We start from the raw sequence: 18,309 nt of genomic DNA, 5'->3' as shown, positions 1-18,309 counted from the left end.
GTCGGGGTGGCGCGGGATCGGGGCCCCTAGCCTCCCACGGGCGTTCGGCTCAGCCCCGGAACCAGTCGGCCACCCCGTGGAGGAGCTCGGGGTCCAGGTGCTTGGGGGCCGCGAGGGCCTCGGCCAGGGGGACCCGGACGATCTGTCCGGCCCGGAGGGCCACCATCTGGTCGAAGGCCCCCTCGTGGACCGCCTCGGCGGCCGCCACCCCGAAGCGGGTGGCGAGCACCCGGTCGAAGGCCGTGGGGCTCCCGCCCCGCTGGATGTGGCCCAGGATGGTCATGCGGGTCTCGATGCCGGTGCGCCGCTCGATCTCGGGGGCGAGGACCGCGGCGATGCCCCCCAGGCGGGGGTGGCCGAAGGCGTCGAGCTCGGCAGCCGCGAGGGTCAGGGTCCCCTCCTTCGGCACGGCCCCTTCGGCCACCACCACGATGGAGGCGTAACGGCCCTTGGCGTGGCGGACCCGGAGCACTTCGCAGACCTCGTCGAGGTCGAAGGGCTCCTCGGGCACCAGGATGGCGGTGGCGCCGCCGGCGATGCCGGCGTAGGTGGCGATCCAGCCGGCGTGGCGGCCCATGACCTCGCAGACGATCACCCGGTCGTGGGACTCGGCGGTGGTGTGGAGCCGGTCGATGGCCTCGGTGGCGGTCTGGACGGCGGTGTGGAACCCGAAGGTCAGCTCGGTGCCCGCCAGGTCGTTGTCGATGGTCTTCGGCACCCCCACCACGGCCAGGCCCTCGGCGGCCAGCCGGTGGGCCACGCCCAAGGTGTCCTCCCCGCCGATGGCCACGATTGCGTCCAGGCCGAGCTCGGCGGCCGTGGCCAGGACCCGGGCCGGCCCGTCGGGGGCGGCGTAGGGGTTGGTGCGGGAGGTCCCGAGGATGGTCCCGCCCCGGGGCAGGATCCCCCGGCAGCGCTCCACGTCGAGGGGCAGGGTCCGGCCCTCCAGGAGGCCCCGCCAGCCGTCCGCGATGCCGACCAGCTCGTCCCCGAAGCCCACCTCGGCTCGGCGGACCACGGCTCGGATGACGGCGTTCAGCCCGGGGCAGTCCCCGCCGCCGGTCAAGACCCCGATGCGCATCTGACCCCTCCCCCGTTCGGCTCCTCGACCGCTCCTGGTCGGCGACGCTGTGCTAGGCAGGAGGCGTGGCCCCCGCGGCGACCCCCGAGGCCCGCGCCGCCCACTGGCGTTCGGTCTACACCACCCGGCCCCCGACGAGCCGGAGCTGGTACCAGGCCGAGCCGCGGGTCTCCCTGGCCCTGCTCGACGCCCTGGGTGTGGGGCCGCAGACCGCGGTGCTCGACGTCGGCGGGGGCGCGTCGTTCCTGGCGGACCGTCTCGTGGCCCGGGGCTTCCGGGACGTGACGGTGCTCGACGTGGCGGAGGAGGCCCTGGCCGAGGTGGCCGGCCGCCTGGGCGGCGATCCCCGGGTCACGCTCCTGTGCTCGGACCTCCTGGCCTTCGCGCCGACCCGGCGCTACGGCTGCTGGCACGACCGGGCGGTGCTGCACTTCCTCACCGAGGACGAGCTGCCCGCCTACCAGGCCGTCCTCCGCCGGGCCCTGGACCCCGGGGGTGCGGTCGTGGTCGGGGCCTTCGCCCCCGACGGCCCCGAGCAGTGCTCGGGCCTGCCGGTCCGCCGCTACGACCCCCCGGGCCTGCTCGCCGCCCTGGGCCCGGGGTTCGAGGCGGTGGCCAGCGAGCGGGAGGAGCACCGGACCCCGACCGGGGCCGTCCAGCCCTTCGCCTGGCTGGCGGCCCGCCGGACTGGCTGAGCACAGGCCGGCTGACCACGGACCGGCTGAGCACGGAGCGGCCGAGGACCGGCGCTCGATCCGGTGGCGGCGAAGGGAGGGGGGAGCGATGACGAGCAGCGAACGTCCGGTGACGGGGGAGCCGGCCTGGGCCGACCCGGTGCTGGTGCCCGGAGGGCCGGTGGTGGTCCGCCCCTTGGACCTCGGGGCCGGGGCCCGGCCGGGGGACCGGGGCCAGGCTGCGGCCGTGGCCACCCGGGCGTTCCACCACGACCCCCTCTTCGAGCACCTCGAGCCCCGGGCCCTGGAACGCTCCCGGGGGCTCGGCTGGTTCTGGCTGGCCTGCCTGGAGGCCTCGGGCCCCCGGGCCCGCTGCTACGGGGCCTGGCAGGGGGAGCGGCTGCTCGGCGTCTCGGTCTGGTTCCCCCCGGGCACCTACCCCCTGCCCCTGGCCGGCCAGGCCCGGGAGCTCCTCGGGGGCCTGCGGGCCCTCTGGCGCCGCCCACCCGGGCTGCTCGACGGGCTGCGCTACCTGCTGGCCATCGACCGGGCCCACCCGAAAGAGGAGCTCTGGTACCTGTTCCTGCTGGTCGTCGACCCCTTGGTCCAGCGCTGTGGCCTGGGGGCACGGCTGCAGGCGCCGGGCATGGCGGCGGCCGACGCCGAGGGCCTGGACTGCTACCTGGAGACCCAGAAGGCCGAGAACCTGCCCTACTACCGCCGCTTCGGCTACGAGGTGCTCGAGGAGCTCCGGCCCGCCCCGAGCGGCCCGCCCATGTGGACCATGCGCCGACCGGCCGGGGCAGCCCCGCGGGCGTCGTAGGCCAGCCCGGTCCGGGACCGGGCCCCTGGCTAGCCTGGGCCGGTGAGCGGACCTCGAGCGGACGACCGCCCCCTGGCGGGCCAGGTGGCCCTGGTCACGGGCTCGTCCTCGGGCATCGGGGCGGCCACAGCCCGTGCCCTGGCCGACCTGGGGGCGACGGTGGTGGTGAACTCGGCTCGGTCGGTGGCGGCCGGGGAGGCTCTGGCCGCCGAGCTGCCCGGGGCGAGCTACCTGCAGGCGGACGTGGCCGACGAGGCTGAGGCCCGCCGGCTGGTGGCCGAGACGGTCGAGCGCCACGGCCGGCTGGACGTGCTGGTGAACAACGCCGGGACCACCCGGGTGATCCCCCACCAGGACCTGGAGGCGGCCAGCCCGGCGGTGTGGCGGGAGATCCTGGACGTGAACGTGCTGGGCACCTGGCAGGTGACGGTGGCCGCCGTGCCCCACCTGCGGGCCAGCGGCCAGGGCCAGGTGGTGAACGTCTCCTCGATCGCCGGCGAGCGGCCCTCGGGCAGCTCGATCCCCTACGCCTGCTCGAAGGCGGCCGTCTCCCACATGACCCGGCTGCTCGCCAGCGCCCTCGGCCCGGCGATCCGGGTGAACGCCGTGGCCCCGGGCATGGTCGAGACCCCCTGGACCGCCTCCTGGGAGGCGGTGCGGAGCCACGTGGAGCGCACCGCTCCCCTGGCCCGGACCGGCCGCCCCGAGGACGTGGCCGCCGCCATCTGCGGCCTGGTGCTTAGTCCGTACGTGACGGGGGAGGTCCTGCTGGTGGATGGGGGTCTGCACCTGCGCTGAGGGGCTCGGCCCCGTCCCCGGCCTCCCGGCGGGCCGCCAGGCGCTCGGCGACCCGGCAGAACGCGCAGACCTCCCCGGTGGTCGGGGCCCCGCAGCGCGCGCAGGGCTGGAGGCCGGCCAGGGACTGCTCCCCGAGCTGGTCCTCCAGGAGGGGCTGCAGGCGGCGCAGGAACCCCCGGTGGAAGGCCGAGCGGATCCCCGGGGCCCGGTCCTCCAGGCGGGCCAGGAGGTCCTTGTAGACCAGGTGGCGGTTGCCCTCGGCCATCGGGCACTCCTCCACCACGTAGTCGATGCCGGCCACCACGCAGTAGGCGGCGGTCTCCCACTCGGTGGTCCGCACGAGGGGCTTCGCCCGCCGGACCAGGCCCGGGCGTCCTTCGAGCACCGGCCGCTGGCGGCGGAGCTGCTCGAGGTCCCACTGCAGGACGTTGCCCAGGAGGACCGCCGCCTCGTCGTCGAGGTTGTGGCCGGTCAGGACCACGTCGTAGCCCTCGGCCAGGGCGAAGCGGTTGAGGAGGTGCCGTTTGGACAGGCCGCAGACCCCGCAGGCGCTCCGGGCCCCCGACCGGGCGGCCTCGGGGATGCCCGCCCCGAGCTCCTCGGCCACTGCCACCACGTGGAGCGGCAGGCCCCGGGCCTCGGCGAAGCGCTCCACCGTCTCGCGGGACCGGGCGCTGTACTCCCCGATCCCCAGGTCCAGGTAGACGCCGGCCGGGGGGGCCTCGAGGAGAGGCGGCGCATCGCCCGTCGCGTCGGCCTCCGCGGCGGTCGCCAGGACGTCCCAGAGGCAGAGCGAGTCCTTGCCCCCCGAGACGGCGACGACGGCCCGTTCGCCCCGCCGGAGCATGTGGCCCTCGGCCATGGTGCGGGCCACCTTCTGGCGGACGTGGTGGAGGTAGCAGGGCGGGCAGAAGGCGGTCCGCTGACCCGGCAGCTCCACCGCCGCCGGCTGGCGGCAGCGGACGCAGCGTCGGGGACCCCGCCGGGAACGGGGCGGGGCGACAGCACGCCAGGTATTCGCGGGGGCCGCTCCGGGCAGGGCGGCGGCGTCCTGGCGCCCTGGGGTGTGCTCGGTCACCGGGCCCCCCCGGAGACCACCGGTCGGACCTCCACCTCGTCCCCGGGCCCGAGGGGATGCTCGCCGGGGACCAGCTCGCCGTTCACGATCACCAGGTGGCTGGCCCGGGGCAGCCCCAGGGCCTCGAGGACCCCGCCCACGGTGGTCGGTGCGGGCAGGCTGACCTCGCGGCTGGGGTTGCGCAGGCGCACCCGGACCGCCCCCTGGCCCTCGGCACCACCAACCCCCGAGGCGATCCTGGACCCCCGCTGCTCCCGGTCCTCGTCCACGTCTTCACGGTACTGCGGGGCCGGCCCGGGCCCAGACGCTGCTGCGGCGCGGGGCCTCGGTGACCGAGGCCTGCCTGGCGGTGGGCTGGGCGTCGGTCGGCTCCTTCAGCAGCCGCTTCCACCGGCTCGTCGGCCAGCCCCCGACCCGCTGGCAGGGCGCGGCCCCCGCGGCCTGGGAGCGCCTGCCCTGCTGCGTGGGCCGCGAGGTGGCCGTGGCGAGATCGGGCAGGATCGAAGAAGCCGGCCGAGGGCCGGGCTCGTAGGCTCGGACCATGTCGATCCGTCTGGCCACCGCTTTCGTGCCCGTCCTCGATCCCGAGGCCTCCTTGGCCTTCTATCGGGACCTCCTGGGCTTGGAGCTCCGGCAGGACGTCCAGGCCGGGCCCCACCGCTGGCTGACCCTGGCCGCCCCCGGCCAGGACGCCGAGCTGGTCCTCTTCCCGCCCCACGGGGGCCGGTCCGAGGCCGACGGCGAGGCCCTGGCCGCCCTGGTGGCCAAGGGCGCCCTGCAGGCCGCCATCTTCCGCACCGACGACCTCGAGGGCACCGTCGCCCGGTTGCGGGCCGCGGGGGTCGAGGTGCTCGAGGAGCCGGCCGACCGCCCCTGGGAGGTCCGCGACGGCGCCGTGCGGGACCCCTCGGGGAACGTGGTGCGCCTGGCACAGGCCTGAAGCAGTCCCCTGGCCCTCGGCGACGCCCTGGCCGAGGGGAGTCGGCCTAGGGGAGCCGACGGGCCGGGTCGAGACGGCGCGGGTCGACGGGGGTCACGAGGGTCCAGTGCCTCCCGACCGGGCAGCGCTGCCAGCGCCACCAGCCGAGCCGCAGGGCCTTCAGCGACGCCCCGGGCACCCACCAGGTGGTGAAGCAGTGGCCCCGCCGGCAACGGACCACCGTGTCCAGGGCCAGCAGCCGGCCCCGGCGGCGGGCCACGACGACGGCCTCCAGGGCGGTCAGCGCCCCAGCCCCGAGCAGAACCAGGCGCCGCCGGGACGAGCCGGCCGTCACGAGACCTGGCCGCCCAGCTGGGCCACCACCGCCTCAGGGTCGGCGCTGCCAACCAGGAGCTGGTCGTAGGGCGCATCCCGGAGGCGGACCCGGATCCCCCGGGGGGTGTCGTGGTGGACCACGGCGAAGGTCCGCTGGCCCCGTTGCACGAAGGTGCCGACGGCGAACCAGCCCGGGACCCGGGACCCGGGGAGCTTGAGGCCCTGGACCTGGTCCACGATGTCCTCGACCACCGACAGCCCGACGACCTGGGCCATGGGGACCCGAAGGTCCCCGTGGACCGCCTCGGCCTTCTCGAACGCACTCAGGTGCAGGACCAGCTCCTCGCCTTCCTGGCGCAGCTCCGCCATGGCACCTCCTCGTCCCTGCCCGGTCCTCCCGGCCCGGTCCCCTGACCGGACCAGTCGTTCTCATTTCTTAGAACGTTATCGGGTCCGAGAGCGGGTGGCTAGGGTGCGGTCGTGGACCGCGTCGACCTGCTGCTCCACCCGGTCCGGCTGCGGATCCTCCAAGCCTTCTTGGGCGACCGGGCCCTGACCACGAGCCAGCTGGCCGCCGAGCTGCCCGAGGTGCCCCAGGCCAGCCTCTACCGGCACGTCGCGGAGCTGAGCAGGGCCGGGGTGCTCCAGGTGGTGGCCGAGCGGCGGGTCCGGGGCGCCCTGGAGCGGACCTACGTGCTGCGGGGGGCTGCTGCCCAGGTCGGCCCGGCCGAGGCGGCCCGGATGACCCCCGAGGAACGCCTGCGGGGGTTTGCGGCGTTCGTGGCCAGCCTCCTCGGGGCTGCTGAGCGTTCCCTCGACGACCCCGGGCGCGGGCACCGGCCGGACCAGCTCGGGTACCGCATGGCCGGCCTGTGGCTGACCGACGCCGAGCTGACCGAGCTGCTGGCCGACCTGGTGCGGGTGCTCCAGCCTCGGCTGGCGAACCCGCCGGGGGGCCGTCGGCGCCGCTGGCTGGTCGCCGGGGTGCTCCTGCCGACCGACGGCGACAAGGAAAGGAGCGGGACCGGTTCGGGTCGCCGGGTCCCGACGGGGCCCCGGGCCACGGCGGCCCCGCAACGACCCTCGGGGCGCCGGACGCGACGAGCCGGCCCCGAGGGGCCGGCCGTCTGACGTCCTCGCAGGACCCCTGGCCCTTCGGGCTCAGATGTCGTAGTAGAGCATGAACTCCCAGGGGTGGGGCCGGAGGCGGATGGCGTCGACCTCGTTGACCCGCTTGTACTCGATCCAGGTCTGGATGAGGTCGTCGGTGAAGACCCCGCCGGCCTTCAAGAAGTCGTGGTCCTCCTCCAGGGCGGCCAGGGCCTCGTCGAGGCTGCCGGGCACCTGGGGCACCTGGGCGAGCTCCTCGGGGGGCAGGTCGTAGAGGTCCCGGTCGACCGGATCGGGCGGCTCGATGCGGTTCTGGACCCCGTCGAGGCCGGCCATGAGCATGGCGGCGAAGGCCAGGTACGGGTTGCAGGAGGGGTCCGGGCAGCGGAACTCCACCCGCTTGGCCTTCGGGCTCTGGGAGTAGAGGGGGATGCGGCAGGCCGCCGAGCGGTTCCGCTGGGAGTAGACGAGGTTCACCGGGGCCTCGTAGCCCGGCACCAGACGCTTGTAGGAGTTGGTGCTCGGCGCGGCGAAGGCCAGGACGGCCGGGGCGTGGCGGAGCAGCCCCCCGATGTACCAGCGGCCGATGTCCGAGAGGCCGGCGTAGCCGTCCCCGGCGAAGAGGGGCTGGCCGTCCTTCCAGAGGGACTGGTGGGTGTGCATGCCCGAGCCGTTGTCCTGGAAGAGGGGCTTGGGCATGAAGGTGGCCGTGTAGCCCGCCTTCCGGGCCACGTTCTTCACGACGTACTTGTAGAGCATGAGCTTGTCCGCCATGACCAGCAGGGTGTCGAAGCGCATGTCGATCTCGGCCTGGCCGGCGGTGGCCACCTCGTGGTGCTGGACCTCGATCTCGATGCCCAGCCGCTCCATCGTCAGGATCATCTCCGAGCGCAGGTCCTGGAAGTGGTCCGTGGGGGGCACCGGGAAGTAGCCCTCCTTGGGGCGGATCTTGTAGCCCAGGTTGCCCCCGTCCTCGTGCCGGGCGGCGTTCCACCAGCCTTCGATGGAGTCCACCTGGTAGAAGGCCGAGTGCTGGTCCTGCGCGTAGCGGACGTCGTCGAAGATGAAGAACTCGGCCTCGGGCCCGAAGTAGGCCGTGTCGGCGATGCCGGTGGAGGCCAGGTAGCGCTCGGCTTTCTGGGCCACGTAGCGAGGGTCCCGGGAGTAGGGCTCGAGGGTCACGGGGTCCCGGACGAAGCAGTTCAGGTTCAAGGTGGTGTGCTGCCGGAACGGGTCGATGACTGCCGTGGAGGGGTCGGGGATCAGGAGCATGTCGGACTCCTGGATCTCCTGGAAGCCCCGGATGGAGGAGCCGTCGAAGCCCAGGCCCTCCTCGAAGACCTCCTCGGTGAGGGCGTGGGCCGGGATGGAGAAGTGCTGGGTCAGCCCGGGCAGGTCCACGAAGCGGACGTCGACGATCTCGACGCCCTGCTCCTGCATGAGGCGGAGGACCTCCGCCGGGGTCCGCTGCTGCACGGCTCCTCCTTCGGCTCGCTCTTTCGGCTGGTCGCGCCAGGCCGCGCCCTGGGCACCGGCGCGCCGGGGCGGCCCGGGCGGGCCTCCGGCACGGGCCGGACGGTAGCAGCTGCGCGTAGGGCCCAGCACGCCCGTCCGACGGCCAGGAGCTTGCCAGGACCCCGTTTCCGGGGCGTTACCGCTCTGTGAACGCCGCGTGAACCGGGCCCGGGGCCGGACCGGGAGCTGCGAGACTACGGGGCGACAGGAGGAGACGGGATGACCTTGGAGGCAACGGCCAGAACCGACGGGCCGGGTCGGAGCGCGGACCGGGCCCAGGCGGAGTACGTGCTCAGGACGGTCGAGGAGCGGGGGATCCGCTTCGTCCAGCTCTGGTTCACCGACGTCCTGGGCACCCCGAAGACCTTCAGCATCACCCCGGCCGAGCTGGAGAACGCCCTGGAGGAGGGCATGACCTTCGACGGCTCGGCCATCGACGGCTTCAGCCGGGTCCAGGAGAGCGACGTGCTCGCCTGGCCGGACCCCACCACCTTCCAGCTCCTGCCCTGGCAGAGCCCCGAGGTCCCGGTGGCCCGGGTCTTCTGCGACCTCTGCAACCTCGACGGCAGCCCCTTCGAGGGCTGTCCCCGCCATGTCCTGCGCCGGGCCCTGGCCCGAGCCCGGGCCGCCGGCTTCACCTTCTTCACCGCCCCGGAGATCGAGTACTTCTACTTCGCCGACGCCGACCCCCGCCGGCCGCCCCGGGGCCTCGACAGTGGCAGCTACTTCGAGCTGACCCCCGGGGACCAGGCCGAGCAGCTCCGGCGGGCCAGCGTGCTGACCCTCGAGGAGATGGGCATCCCGGTGGAGCACGCCCAGCACGAGGACGCCCCCTCCCAGCACGAGATCGACCTGCGCTACACCGACGCCCTGACCATGGCCGACACGGTCATGACCACCCGACTGGTGGTGAAGGAGATCGCCCGCCGCCAGGGGGTCCACGCCAGCTTCATGCCCAAGCCCCTGGCCGGGGTCCAGGGTTCGGGCATGCACACCCACCTCTCGCTCTTCGCCGGGGAGACGAACGCCTTCGCCGACCCGGCCGACCCGACGGGACTCTCGGCCGTGGCCCGGCACTTCGTGGCCGGCCTGCTCCACCACGCCCCCGAGATCACCGCGGTGACCAACCAGTGGGTGAACAGCTACAAGCGCCTCGTGCCGGGCTACGAGGCCCCGGTCTACGTCTCCTGGGCCCGCAACAACCGCTCGGCCCTGGTCCGGGTGCCGGTGGTCAAGCGAGGCAAGCTGGAGTCCACCCGGGTCGAGTACCGGGCCCCGGACTCGGCCTGCAACCCCTACCTGGCCTTCGCCGTCATCCTGGCCGCCGGCATGGCCGGCGTCGAGGGCGACTACCCCCTGCCCCCCGAGGCCACCACGAACCTCTACGAGCTGACCCCCGAGGAGCTGGCCGCCGAGGGGGTGGCACCGCTGCCGACCAGCCTCCAGGAGGCGGTCAGCGCCATGGAGCGCTCCGAGCTCGTGGCCGAGACCCTCGGGGAGCACGTCTTCGAGTGGTTCGTCCGCAACAAGCGGGCCGAGTGGGCCGCCTACAAGACCCACGTGAGCCAGTTCGAGCTGGACCGCTACCTGCCGGTGCTGTGAGCGCCCCGGGGCCCCAGGCGGTCGGCCCGGGCACCGTCCTGGGCTTCCCCGACCCGTTCCCGCCCGAGCTCGCCGTGGCCGTGGAGCGGGCCGGGTACCGCCTGGCCCCGGTCGGGGACGCCAAGGCGGCCACGGCGGCCGAGCCCGACGACGGCTGGGCGGCTGCGCTCGTCAGCGTGGTGGACGAGCCGGGCGACGGGTTCCGGCTCTGCCAGGCCCTGCGGACCAAGGAGGTGCCCCTACGGCCCCTCCTGCTCGTGGTCCGGCTGGAGCAGCTGGCCGACCTGCACGGCCGGGAGGAGCTCTACGACGACTTCGCCGTCCTGCCCGCCCACCCCCTTGAGGTCGCCGCCCGCCTCCGCCGGCTCCTGGCCCGCTCCGGGCGGGAGCCCCGGGCCCAGGTCATCGAGTACGGGCCCTTGGTCATCGACCTCGAGACCTACCAGGCCGCGGTGGCCGGCCGGCCCCTGGACCTCACCTACATGGAGTACCAGCTGCTCCGCTTCCTCGCCGCCCGGCCCGGCAAGGTGTTCACCCGGGAGACCCTCCTCAGCCGGGTTTGGGGCTACGAGTACTACGGCGGGGCCAGGACCGTCGACGTCCACGTCCGGCGCCTGCGGGCCAAGCTGGGCGAGGAGCACGCCCACCTGATCGAGACGGTCCGCTCCGTCGGCTACCGCTTCGGGTCGGCCGGGTCCTGAGGCAGCCGGGCCCAGACCTCCACCTCGACCTTCGCCCCGAGGGGCAGGCCGGCCACGGCCACCACCGTCCGGGCCGGCCGGGCCGAGCCCAGGGCCTCGGCGTAGCGGCGGTTCAGCTCCTGGTAGTCGGCCATGTCGGTCAGGAAGACCGTGACCTTCACCACGTCCTCCCAGCCCAGGCCGGCCTCGGCCAGCACCTCGGCCACGTTCGCCAGGGCCTGGGTGGCCTCGGGGCCGGTCCCCCCGGGCACGAGCTCCGGGCCGCTGGCCCCTGGCCGCAGGCCCAGCTGCCCGGAGCAGACCGCCAGGGGCCCGGCCAGCACCAGGGGGGAGTAGGGACCGACGGGGGCAGGCATCGGTTAACGACCTCCTTCGACGGGATCGGCGTTCGGGACCCGCTCGATCGGCCAGGCCGGGGGCAGCCCGGCGACCAGCCAGGCGGCCGCCGCGGTGGCGGCCAGCACGGCGTCGCTCGCCGCCCGGGGCGGGCCGACCGGCGGGGCCAGGGTCACGCGGACCTCGGGAGTGGCCCGGGCGGGCAGCACCCCGAAGGACCGGACGGTCAGGTCGTGGACCTCCCCAGCCTCGTCGACCGCCAGGCCCTCCCGTCGGACCCAGCCCAGGCCCTGGTGGACCGCCCCGAGGCAGTAGGAGCGCAGGGTGGTCTCGTCGAGCACCTCGCCGGCCTGCACCGTCACCTCGACGGTCTCCCGCTCCGCCGGACCCTGGGGGGCCACGAGGCGGACCTGGGCGACGGCCCCCTCGGGGGTCCGGACCTCGGTGACCGCCTCGCTGGCGCCGGGACACTGGCCGCGGTCGAGAGCGGCGAGGACCGCGCCGACCACGGCCGCCTCGGCCCAGCCGGCCGCCCGGAGGGCCGCGGCCACCGGCGGGCCGGGCACCTCGACCTCCTCGATCTCCCAGGCCAGCCCAGCCGAGCGAAACGCCTCGGCCCAGCCGGCCAGCTCGGCGCCCGGCGTCCGGGCGACCCGGACCCGTCCCCGACCCTGCCGGTCCACCCCGAGGGCCACCGGCGGCCGCTTCGGCCCCCGCCGGGCCAGGTCCTCCCGAGTGGCCACGGCCTTGACCGGCCGGCCCGCCCGCTCGGCCAGGAGCCTGGCCACGTCGCGGACCGGCGAGTGGGCCTTGCCCCCGAAGGCCCCCCCGTTGGCCAGCGGGTCGGCCGGGTCCCCCCCGGGCTCGCACCAGGAGCAGTCCGGCTCGAGGTAGGCGGGGTCGACGAAGCTCGTCTGGAGGCGAAGCGCCCAGTCGCCGGGGGGAAGGGCCAGGGGTGGCCGCACCGGCAGGGTGCTGCTCCGGCCGGGCCGGTGGCCGGCCAAGCGCCGGGCCTCGGCGAGGGTCTCGGCGACGACCCACTGGTCGGGGTCCCGCCAGTCCCCCTCGGCCCGGGGCAGCGCCACGAGGGCCTCGGCCGGGGCCCGGTCGTCGGCGAAGCCGGCCTCGCCCCGCACCACCGCTGGCCCGACCACCTGGGACGCCTGGCCCTCCAGGGCGGCCCGGCGAGCGGCCGCCCCGAGATCCCGGGTGGCCCCCGCGGCGGTCGCCCCCTCGAGGACGTCCAGGGCAGCGGCCACGATGCTCCGCCAGCCGGTGCAGCGGCAGAGGTGGGCGGCCAGGGCCTGCTCGACCCGCTCGGGGCCCACCGGCCCGGGGAGCCGCTCGAGGGCCATGAGCCGCATGAGGATCCCGGGGGTGCAGAAGCCGCACTGGCTCGCCCCCCGGTCCACGAAGGCCTGGACCCAGCGGGCCCGCTGCGCGTCGGGCACGCCGGCCAGGGTGGTCACCCGGCGGCCGGCCACCCGGCGGGCGGCGGTCACGCAGGCCACCCGGGGCTGCCCGTCGACCCAGACGGTGCAGCAGCCGCACTGGCCCTGGGGGCTGCAGCCGTCCTTCGGGCTCCTGGCGCCCAGCCGCTGCCGGAGGACCTCCAGCAGCGAGCTGCCATCGTCGGGGACCTGGACGACCTGGCCGTCGACCTCCAGGGTCAACGTGCCGGCCGGGACGTCGACCACGACAGGAGCCGGCCCGGGACCCTCGGGGGGCTCAGCTGAAGGAGGAGCCGCAGCCGCAGGTGCGGGTGGCGTTGGGGTTCGAGATGTGGAAGCCCGCCCCCTGCAGCCCGTCGGTGTAGTCCAGGGTCGAGGTCGACGGCCACCCGGACGCTGCCCTGGGTCCGCACGATGTCGTCCTCGGCCACCTCGCTGTCGAAGAACATCTCGTAGCTGTAGCCCGAGCAGCCCCCGGGTCGGACGGCGACCCGCAGGACGAGCTGCTCGTCGCCCTCCTGGGCGAGCAGGTCGGCCACCTTGGCGACCGCAGCGTCGGTCAGCGTGATGGGGTCCGGTCGACGACCGATCCGGACCGGGGTCATCGTCGTCGTCACTCCAGGCCTCCTTCCCTGGACGGTCCCGCGGGCCGGGCCCAGCCTCGGCCAGGGGGGCCGCAGCCGGCCGCTGCCCGGGCACCCGCCCGAGCCACTGGCCGAATCCTACTGGCCGCAGCCTACCGGCCGCTCCCCGCTCGGGCCGATGACCCACCCCGGGCCCCCGCCGACCGGCCGGTAGGCTGGGGCCGTGGAGAAAGCCGTGTCGGGCCCGGAACCTGCGAGGACCGACCCAGCAGGCCGTCCGCGAGACGGCCACGGGGCCGGTGGCGCCGGCCCGGTCCTCGACGCGGCGACGATCCGCCAGGCCCTCGCCGGGGTCCAGGACCCCGAGCTCGGGGCCGGCCTGGTCGAGCTGGGCATGATCCGGGAGGTGGCGGTCGAGGGCTCCTCGGTGACCGTCGAGGTCGCCTTGACCATGCAGGGCTGCCCGCTCCGGACCCGACTGCGGGCCGACGTAGAGGCGGCGGTCCGCCAGGTCCCGGGCGTGGAGCAGGTAACGGTCCGGTTCGGCCTGCTCGACGCCGAGGAGCGCCGGGCCCTCATGGCCACGGCCCGGCGCCGGGCCCAGGAGCGGGCCCCGGCGACCAGCCTGCCGGCACGGGCCCGGGTGCTGCTGGTGACCTCGGGCAAGGGCGGGGTGGGCAAGTCCTCGGTGGCGGTCAACCTCGCTGCCGCCCTGGCGCGCCCGGGCCAGGTGGTCGGGCTGCTGGACGCCGACATCTGGGGCTTCTCGGTCCCCCGGCTGCTGGGCATGGACGGGCGGCTCGAGGCGGCCGGGGGCAAGATCCAGCCCCGGCGGCTGGCCGTGGGGGACGGGGAGCTCCGGGTGGTCTCGATGGGCTTCCTGGCCGAGGAGGACACGGCGGTGCTCTGGCGGGGCCTGAAGCTCAGCCGGGCGGTGCAGCAGTTCCTGGAGGACGTGGCCTGGGACGGCGTGGACCTGCTCGTGATCGACGCCCCGCCGGGGACCGGCGACGTGCCCATGGCCCTGGCCCGGCTCCTGCCCCGCAGCGAGGTCCTGGTGGTCACCACCCCGCCGCTGGCTGCCCAGCAGGTGGCGGCCCGGGCGGCCGACCTGGCCCGGCGGCACCACCTGCGGGTGAGCGGGGTGATCGAGAACATGGCCGGCTTCGTGTGCGAGCACGGCAGCAGCTACCCGCTCTTCGGAGAGGGTGGAGGCGAGCGCCTGGCTGACGCCCTCGGCGTGCCCCTCCTGGGCAGCGTACCCTTCGACCCGGCGGTGGCCGTCGGCGGGGACCGGGGCGAGCTGGCCGTCTTGGGACCGGGCCCCGCGGGCACGGCGCTGCGGGGCATCGCCGAGCGGCTGCGGGACGACCCCCAGGCGGCCGAGGCCGCCAGCTGCGCCGGTCGCCTCCTGGACGCCGTCGAGCGGGCCGTCGCCGGTGTCGCCCGAGGCTGAGGCCACCGCCCCGGCCCGGCACCCCCGGCGGGTCCCCTTGGCCCTGGCCACCATGGCCCTCGTGGTGGTGGTCCTCCTCGTGGCCCTCAGCCTTCTGGTGGTGCGCCTCACGACCACCCACCACGCGAGCGGACCGCCGCCCACCCCCCTGGCCCCCGCCAGCCTGGTGACCAGCGCGACGGGCGTGCCAGGCAGCGTCCTCGACGAGGTGGGCGCCCCCGGGGCGCCCCTCGTGACCCCGCCCCAGCGCCTCGGCGCCCAGACCACGCTGCTCCGAGGGTCCCTGCCCGAGGTCCTCTACGTCGGAGCCGAGTTCTGCCCCTTCTGCGCCGCGGAGCGCTGGCCCCTCGTCGTGGCCCTGAGCCGCTTCGGCCGCTTCGAGCACCTCGGGCAGGCCAGCTCGGCCACCGGCGAGGTGTTCCCGAGCGTGCCCTCCTTCAGCTTCCGCGGCGCCACCTACCAGAGCCCCTACCTGGCCTTCTCGGCGATCGAGACCTACAGCGCCAGCACCGACCCCGGCCAGGACAGCTTCCAGGCCCTCGAGCGGGTGCCTCCAGCCGACCGGGCCCTCCTCTCCCGGCTGGACCGACCGCCCTCCACGGCGGTGGCCGGGAGCCTGCCGGTGGTGGACCTGGCCGGCCGGGCCCTCGTGATCGGCGCCCAGTTCTCCCCCGGGCTCCTGAGCGGGCTCAGCGCCTCCACGGTCGCCCGGGACCTCACCGACCCGACCAGCCCGGTCGCCCAGGCGGTCGACGGGGCGGCGAACGAGCTGACCGCCGTGCTCTGCGAGGTCACCGGGGGACGCCCCGGCGCCCTCTGCACGAGCCCGGCGGTGCGCCAGGGCCGGGCCCGGCTGACGAGCAGCGGCGCCCTCAGCCTGCCTGCTGGCTGACCAGCTGCTTGCGCTCGGCCTCGTTCAGCCCGCCCCAGATGCCGTGGGGCTCCCGGATCCGCAGGGCGTACTCCAGGCACTCCCGCTGCACGACGCAGGTCCGGCAGATGGCCTTGGCCCGCTGCTCCCTGGCCAGCTTCTGCTCCTTGCGCTCGGCGGTCGACGGCGGGAAGAACGCCGACGCTTGGGGCCCCCGGCAGGCCGCTCGGGCCTGCCATCCTTCGACGATCGATCTCACGGTCAGTCCCCCTCCCGTCTTCGACGGTACTCGTCGGCCGTTCCTTCGACAAGGGGTCTGATCTGGGATTCCTCCGATCCGGGCGGGCGTGTGGGCCGCCGGTTACGCTCGGGACGGCATGGACGTCGCCGAGTTCGTCGGGCAGAGCCGGGTGCTGGTGGTGGCCGGCAAGGGCGGGGTCGGCAAGACCACGGTGGCCGCCACCTTGGCTCGCCTGGCCGCCGAAACCGGGGCCCGGGTGGTGCTGGTCGACCTGGAGGGCCGCCCGGGCCTGCCCCGCTGCTTCGGCCACCCCGATCCCCTCGGCTACGAGCCGGTCCCCCTCCTGGCCGCCGGGCCCGGCGGGGGCGAGGTGGTGGGTCGGCGGATCACCCCGGACGAGGCCCTGGTGGAGTACCTGGTGGAGCACGGCCTGAAGCGGGTCTCCCGCCGGCTGGTGTCCTCGGGGGCCCTCGAGATCGTGGCCACGGCCATCCCGGGGATCCGCGACGTCCTGGTGCTGGGCAAGGTGAAGCAGCTCGAGCGCCAGGGCCTGGCCGACCTGCTGGTGGTGGACGCGCCGGCCACCGGTCACGCCATGACCTTCCTGTCCTCGGCCGAGGGGCTCCTCGACGCCGCCCGGGGCGGGCCGGTGCGGACCCAGGCGGCCGAGGTGGTCGAGCTGCTCTCGGACCCGCGACGCTGCCAGGTGGTCCTGGTCACGGTGCCCGAGGAGATGCCGGTGAACGAGGTGGTCGAGGCGGCCTACGCCCTGGAGGACCGGGTCGGGGTGGCCCTGGCCCCGGTGGTGGTGAACGGCTGCGTCCAGGCCCCCCCGGGACTGGCCGTCGACCCGGCCGAGGCCGCAGCGGCCGCGGGCCGCTCGCTGTCGGCCGCCCAGCTCGAGGCCCTCGGGGCGGCGGCCGCCTTCGAGCGCCGCCGGGCCGAGCTCCAGGACGCCCAGCTGCGCCGGCTCCGCCAGGAGCTGCCCCTGCCCTGCCTGGAGCTGCCCGAGCTGCCGGTCGACCAGATCGGGCCCGAGGCCCTCGGCCAGCTGGTCGAGGCCCTCGCCGAGGAGCTGGCGGCCCTGCCCGAGTCCCCGGGCAGCCCCGTAGGTGCCGGGGACGCGACCCGCCGGGCGAGCGGCGGATCCTCGGCATGACCAGCCCCCCGGCGAGCCCGCAAGCGAGCCACCCGGCGCCGCTCGGCCAGCTGCTCCAAGAGGCCCGCATCGTGGTGTGCTGCGGCTCGGGCGGGGTCGGCAAGACCACGGTGGCGGCCGCCCTGGGGGTGCGGGCCGCGACGCTCGGGCGGCGGGTGTGCGTGGTGACCATCGACCCGGCCCGACGCCTGGCCGACGCCCTGGGGCTCGACCGGGAGGCGAACGACCCGGTGCCGGTGGCCGGGGAGTGGCCGGGGAGCCTGGCCGGCGTGGTCCTGGACCCCAAGCGGACCTTCGACGACCTGGTCCGGGCCCACGCCCCGAGCGGCGAGCGGGCCGAGCAGATCCTGGCCAACCGGATCTACCGGAACCTGACGAGCGCCCTGTCGGGCACCCAGGAGTACATGGCCATGGAGAAGCTCCACCAGCTGACCACGAGCGGCCAGTTCGACCTCGTGGTGGTGGACACCCCGCCGACCCGCAACGCCATCGACTTCCTCGACGCCCCCCGTCGCCTGACCCGCTTCCTCTCGCATCGGCTCTTCCAGCTCCTGCTCATGCCCACCCGGGCCTACCTCCGGGCCGTGTCCCTGGCCTCCCAGGCGCTCCTGCGGACCATCGCCAAGGTGGCGGGGGCCGAGGTGGTCGACGACGCCGTGGCCTTCTTCCAGGCCTTCGAGGGGATGGAGGAGGGGTTCCGGCGCCGGGCCGAGGAGACCGCCCAGGCCCTGGCCGACCCCTCGACGGCCTTCGTCCTGGTCAGCGCGCCCCGGGCCGAGGCGGTGGCCGAGGCCCGCTGGTTCGCCGAGCGCCTGGCCGAGCTGCGCTACCGGGTGGCGGCGCTGGTGGTGAACCGCATGGTCCCGGCCTTCCCCTGCCCGGATCCCGGCCCGGCCCCGGCCGACAGCGCCCTGGCCGACCTGGTGGCCAACTGGCGCCGGCTGGCCGAGCAGCGGGCCCGCCAGGAGGCCGTGGCCGAGGCCCTGGCCCGCCACGTCGGCACCGCCGTCCTCCTCCAGCTGCCCCTGCTGCCCGACGACGTCCACGACCTGGCAGGCCTCGCCCAGGTCGCCGGGGCGTTGGAGCCGGACCCGGGGGCCCGCTAGCCTGCCGGTCGTGGCGAGAATCCTGCTGGCCAGCGACCTGCCGGCCCTGCGCCAACAGCTGGCCGGTGTCCTGCGGGGACCCGAGACCACCCTCCTGGAGGTCAGCTCGGGCTTCGACGTCCTGCCGACCGTGCGGGCCGAGCACCCCGACCTCGTGATCGCCGACCTCCAGATCGGCTCCATGGGGGGCATGGCGGTCTGCATGGACCTGCGGCTCGAGGCCAGCTACGGGGCGGTGCCCGAGGTGCCGGTCCTCCTGCTCCTGGACCGCCGGCCCGACGTCTTCCTGGCCCGGCGCTGCGGCGCCGAGGGTTTCCTGCTCAAGCCCCTGGACCCCCTGCGGCTGCGGCGGGCCGTGGCCACGCTCCTCGAGGGGGGCCGCTTCGAGGACGACTCCCTGCGGCCGGACCCCGTGGTGGTCGAAGCGGCCCGGCCCCAGGCCGTCCGCACCGGCTAGCGGCGGGGGTC

22 protein-coding genes and 1 pseudogene are annotated in these 18,309 nt (G+C 75.5%); 13 read left to right on the top strand and 10 right to left on the bottom strand.

Annotated elements, in window-relative coordinates; genetic code table 11:
- Positions 1-49: 49 nt before the first annotated feature.
- Positions 50-1,081, bottom strand: a complete 1,032-nt coding sequence (locus Acit_RS04905) for a 6-phosphofructokinase (protein ID WP_248106332.1) — start codon at positions 1,079-1,081, stop codon at positions 50-52.
- A gap of 65 nt (positions 1,082-1,146) precedes the next feature.
- Between Acit_RS04905 and Acit_RS04900 the strand changes: the two genes are divergently transcribed.
- The 3 genes from Acit_RS04900 (at position 1,147) to Acit_RS04890 (ending at position 3,376) form a co-directional block, all read left to right on the top strand.
- Complete coding sequence (locus tag Acit_RS04900; protein ID WP_248106325.1) at positions 1,147-1,776, top strand: class I SAM-dependent methyltransferase; 630 nt, start codon at positions 1,147-1,149, stop codon at positions 1,774-1,776.
- Positions 1,777-1,864: 88 nt separating this feature from the next.
- Positions 1,865-2,578 carry a GNAT family N-acetyltransferase gene (locus Acit_RS04895; RefSeq protein WP_248106322.1) on the top strand — a complete coding sequence of 238 codons (714 nt, stop codon included), beginning with the start codon at positions 1,865-1,867 and terminating at the stop codon, positions 2,576-2,578.
- A gap of 42 nt (positions 2,579-2,620) precedes the next feature.
- A complete protein-coding gene (locus Acit_RS04890; RefSeq protein WP_248106319.1) occupies positions 2,621-3,376 on the top strand; it encodes an SDR family NAD(P)-dependent oxidoreductase in 756 nt (251 codons plus the stop codon).
- On the opposite strand, the gene Acit_RS04885 is transcribed toward Acit_RS04890, so the two are convergent.
- Entirely contained in the window at positions 3,318-4,316 is a 999-nt protein-coding gene (locus Acit_RS04885; protein WP_248106316.1) for a PP-loop family protein, read from the bottom strand. The genes Acit_RS04890 and Acit_RS04885 overlap by 59 nt on opposite strands.
- Positions 4,317-4,450: 134 nt before the next feature.
- Entirely contained in the window at positions 4,451-4,723 is a 273-nt protein-coding gene (locus tag Acit_RS04880; RefSeq protein WP_248106313.1) for a MoaD/ThiS family protein, read from the bottom strand.
- Between the two features lie 59 nt (positions 4,724-4,782).
- Between Acit_RS04880 and Acit_RS04875 the strand changes: the two genes are divergently transcribed.
- Together Acit_RS04875 and Acit_RS04870 are read left to right on the top strand one after the other, a co-directional pair.
- Positions 4,783-4,986 carry a hypothetical protein gene (locus Acit_RS04875; protein ID WP_248106312.1) on the top strand — a complete coding sequence of 68 codons (204 nt, stop codon included), beginning with the start codon at positions 4,783-4,785 and terminating at the stop codon, positions 4,984-4,986.
- A gap of 9 nt (positions 4,987-4,995) precedes the next feature.
- Complete coding sequence (locus Acit_RS04870; RefSeq protein WP_248106311.1) at positions 4,996-5,394, top strand: VOC family protein; 399 nt, start codon at positions 4,996-4,998, stop codon at positions 5,392-5,394.
- A gap of 46 nt (positions 5,395-5,440) precedes the next feature.
- On the opposite strand, the gene Acit_RS04865 is transcribed toward Acit_RS04870, so the two are convergent.
- Both Acit_RS04865 and Acit_RS04860 read right to left on the bottom strand, forming a co-directional pair.
- Positions 5,441-5,728 carry a hypothetical protein gene (locus tag Acit_RS04865; RefSeq protein ID WP_248106310.1) on the bottom strand — a complete coding sequence of 96 codons (288 nt, stop codon included), beginning with the start codon at positions 5,726-5,728 and terminating at the stop codon, positions 5,441-5,443.
- Positions 5,725-6,078, bottom strand: coding sequence for a hypothetical protein (locus Acit_RS04860; protein ID WP_248106309.1), 354 nt, complete (start codon positions 6,076-6,078; stop codon positions 5,725-5,727). The genes Acit_RS04865 and Acit_RS04860 overlap by 4 nt, the downstream gene beginning before the upstream one ends.
- 111 nt (positions 6,079-6,189) lie before the next feature.
- Between Acit_RS04860 and Acit_RS04855 the strand changes: the two genes are divergently transcribed.
- Positions 6,190-6,840 (top strand): helix-turn-helix domain-containing protein, encoded by a 651-nt coding sequence (locus Acit_RS04855; protein ID WP_248106308.1) that lies wholly within the window; start codon positions 6,190-6,192, stop codon positions 6,838-6,840.
- 30 nt (positions 6,841-6,870) lie between these two features.
- On the opposite strand, the gene glnA is transcribed toward Acit_RS04855, so the two are convergent.
- Positions 6,871-8,295: a type I glutamate--ammonia ligase gene (gene glnA, locus Acit_RS04850; RefSeq protein WP_248106307.1), complete on the bottom strand. Its 1,425-nt coding sequence runs from the start codon at positions 8,293-8,295 to the stop codon at positions 6,871-6,873.
- A 258-nt stretch (positions 8,296-8,553) separates the two neighbouring features.
- Here glnA and Acit_RS04845 point away from each other — a divergent pair, with 258 nt between their 5' ends.
- Both Acit_RS04845 and Acit_RS04840 read left to right on the top strand, forming a co-directional pair.
- Positions 8,554-9,936 (top strand): glutamine synthetase family protein, encoded by a 1,383-nt coding sequence (locus tag Acit_RS04845; protein ID WP_248106305.1) that lies wholly within the window; start codon positions 8,554-8,556, stop codon positions 9,934-9,936.
- A complete protein-coding gene (locus Acit_RS04840) occupies positions 9,933-10,637 on the top strand; it encodes a response regulator transcription factor (protein ID WP_248106298.1) in 705 nt (234 codons plus the stop codon). The genes Acit_RS04845 and Acit_RS04840 overlap by 4 nt, the downstream gene beginning before the upstream one ends.
- On the opposite strand, the gene Acit_RS04835 is transcribed toward Acit_RS04840, so the two are convergent.
- From Acit_RS04835 to Acit_RS04825, 3 genes and pseudogenes are all read right to left on the bottom strand, one after another.
- Positions 10,610-10,993 (bottom strand): RidA family protein, encoded by a 384-nt coding sequence (locus Acit_RS04835; RefSeq protein WP_248106297.1) that lies wholly within the window; start codon positions 10,991-10,993, stop codon positions 10,610-10,612. The two genes, Acit_RS04840 and Acit_RS04835, sit on opposite strands and share 28 nt — an antisense overlap.
- A gap of 3 nt (positions 10,994-10,996) precedes the next feature.
- A complete protein-coding gene (locus Acit_RS04830) occupies positions 10,997-12,670 on the bottom strand; it encodes a 2Fe-2S iron-sulfur cluster-binding protein (RefSeq protein ID WP_248106292.1) in 1,674 nt (557 codons plus the stop codon).
- A gap of 31 nt (positions 12,671-12,701) precedes the next feature.
- Positions 12,702-13,029: pseudogene (locus Acit_RS04825) on the bottom strand (HesB/IscA family protein).
- Positions 13,030-13,231: 202 nt separating this feature from the next.
- On the opposite strand from Acit_RS04825, the gene Acit_RS04815 reads away from it, so the two are divergent.
- Both Acit_RS04815 and Acit_RS04810 read left to right on the top strand, forming a co-directional pair.
- Positions 13,232-14,464 (top strand): P-loop NTPase, encoded by a 1,233-nt coding sequence (locus Acit_RS04815; RefSeq protein ID WP_312709655.1) that lies wholly within the window; start codon positions 13,232-13,234, stop codon positions 14,462-14,464.
- Positions 14,448-15,356, top strand: a complete 909-nt coding sequence (locus tag Acit_RS04810) for a DUF929 family protein (protein WP_248106284.1) — start codon at positions 14,448-14,450, stop codon at positions 15,354-15,356. Before Acit_RS04815 ends, Acit_RS04810 begins: the two co-directional genes overlap by 17 nt.
- On the opposite strand, the gene Acit_RS04805 is transcribed toward Acit_RS04810, so the two are convergent.
- Positions 15,337-15,594, bottom strand: coding sequence for a WhiB family transcriptional regulator (locus Acit_RS04805; protein ID WP_248106282.1), 258 nt, complete (start codon positions 15,592-15,594; stop codon positions 15,337-15,339). The two genes, Acit_RS04810 and Acit_RS04805, sit on opposite strands and share 20 nt — an antisense overlap.
- Before the next feature lie 118 nt (positions 15,595-15,712).
- Here Acit_RS04805 and Acit_RS04800 point away from each other — a divergent pair, with 118 nt between their 5' ends.
- Genes Acit_RS04800 through Acit_RS04790 form a run of 3 tightly spaced genes read left to right on the top strand, consistent with a single transcriptional unit; the run spans position 15,713 to position 18,298 of the window.
- Complete coding sequence (locus tag Acit_RS04800) at positions 15,713-16,735, top strand: ArsA family ATPase (protein WP_248106279.1); 1,023 nt, start codon at positions 15,713-15,715, stop codon at positions 16,733-16,735.
- On the top strand, positions 16,732-17,841 hold the full coding sequence (locus tag Acit_RS04795; RefSeq protein ID WP_248106277.1) for an ArsA family ATPase: 1,110 nt from the start codon (positions 16,732-16,734) through the stop codon (positions 17,839-17,841). Before Acit_RS04800 ends, Acit_RS04795 begins: the two co-directional genes overlap by 4 nt.
- A gap of 10 nt (positions 17,842-17,851) precedes the next feature.
- Positions 17,852-18,298, top strand: coding sequence for a response regulator (locus Acit_RS04790; protein WP_248106275.1), 447 nt, complete (start codon positions 17,852-17,854; stop codon positions 18,296-18,298).
- Positions 18,299-18,309 lie beyond the last annotated feature (11 nt).

Source organism: Aciditerrimonas ferrireducens, assembly GCF_023130475.1.
Classification (GTDB): Bacteria; Actinomycetota; Acidimicrobiia; order Acidimicrobiales; family UBA8190; genus Aciditerrimonas; species Aciditerrimonas ferrireducens.
The sequence above is the reverse complement of the archived record's forward strand: the minus strand, read 5'-3'. Positions and strand labels throughout refer to the sequence as shown.

Excerpts from the sequence above, each read along its gene's own strand:
- Acit_RS04905 (WP_248106332.1), bottom strand. The coding sequence starts at position 1,081 with ATGCGCATCGGGGTCTTGACCGGCGGCGGGGACTGCCCCGGGCTGAAC.
- Acit_RS04895 (WP_248106322.1), top strand. The coding sequence starts at position 1,865 with ATGACGAGCAGCGAACGTCCGGTGACGGGGGAGCCGGCCTGGGCCGAC.
- Acit_RS04870 (WP_248106311.1), top strand. The coding sequence starts at position 4,996 with ATGTCGATCCGTCTGGCCACCGCTTTCGTGCCCGTCCTCGATCCCGAG.
- Acit_RS04860 (WP_248106309.1), bottom strand. The coding sequence starts at position 6,078 with ATGGCGGAGCTGCGCCAGGAAGGCGAGGAGCTGGTCCTGCACCTGAGT.
- Acit_RS04845 (WP_248106305.1), top strand. The coding sequence starts at position 8,554 with ATGACCTTGGAGGCAACGGCCAGAACCGACGGGCCGGGTCGGAGCGCG.
- Acit_RS04835 (WP_248106297.1), bottom strand. The coding sequence starts at position 10,993 with ATGCCTGCCCCCGTCGGTCCCTACTCCCCCCTGGTGCTGGCCGGGCCC.
- Acit_RS04800 (WP_248106279.1), top strand. The coding sequence starts at position 15,713 with ATGGACGTCGCCGAGTTCGTCGGGCAGAGCCGGGTGCTGGTGGTGGCC.
- Acit_RS04795 (WP_248106277.1), top strand. The coding sequence starts at position 16,732 with ATGACCAGCCCCCCGGCGAGCCCGCAAGCGAGCCACCCGGCGCCGCTC.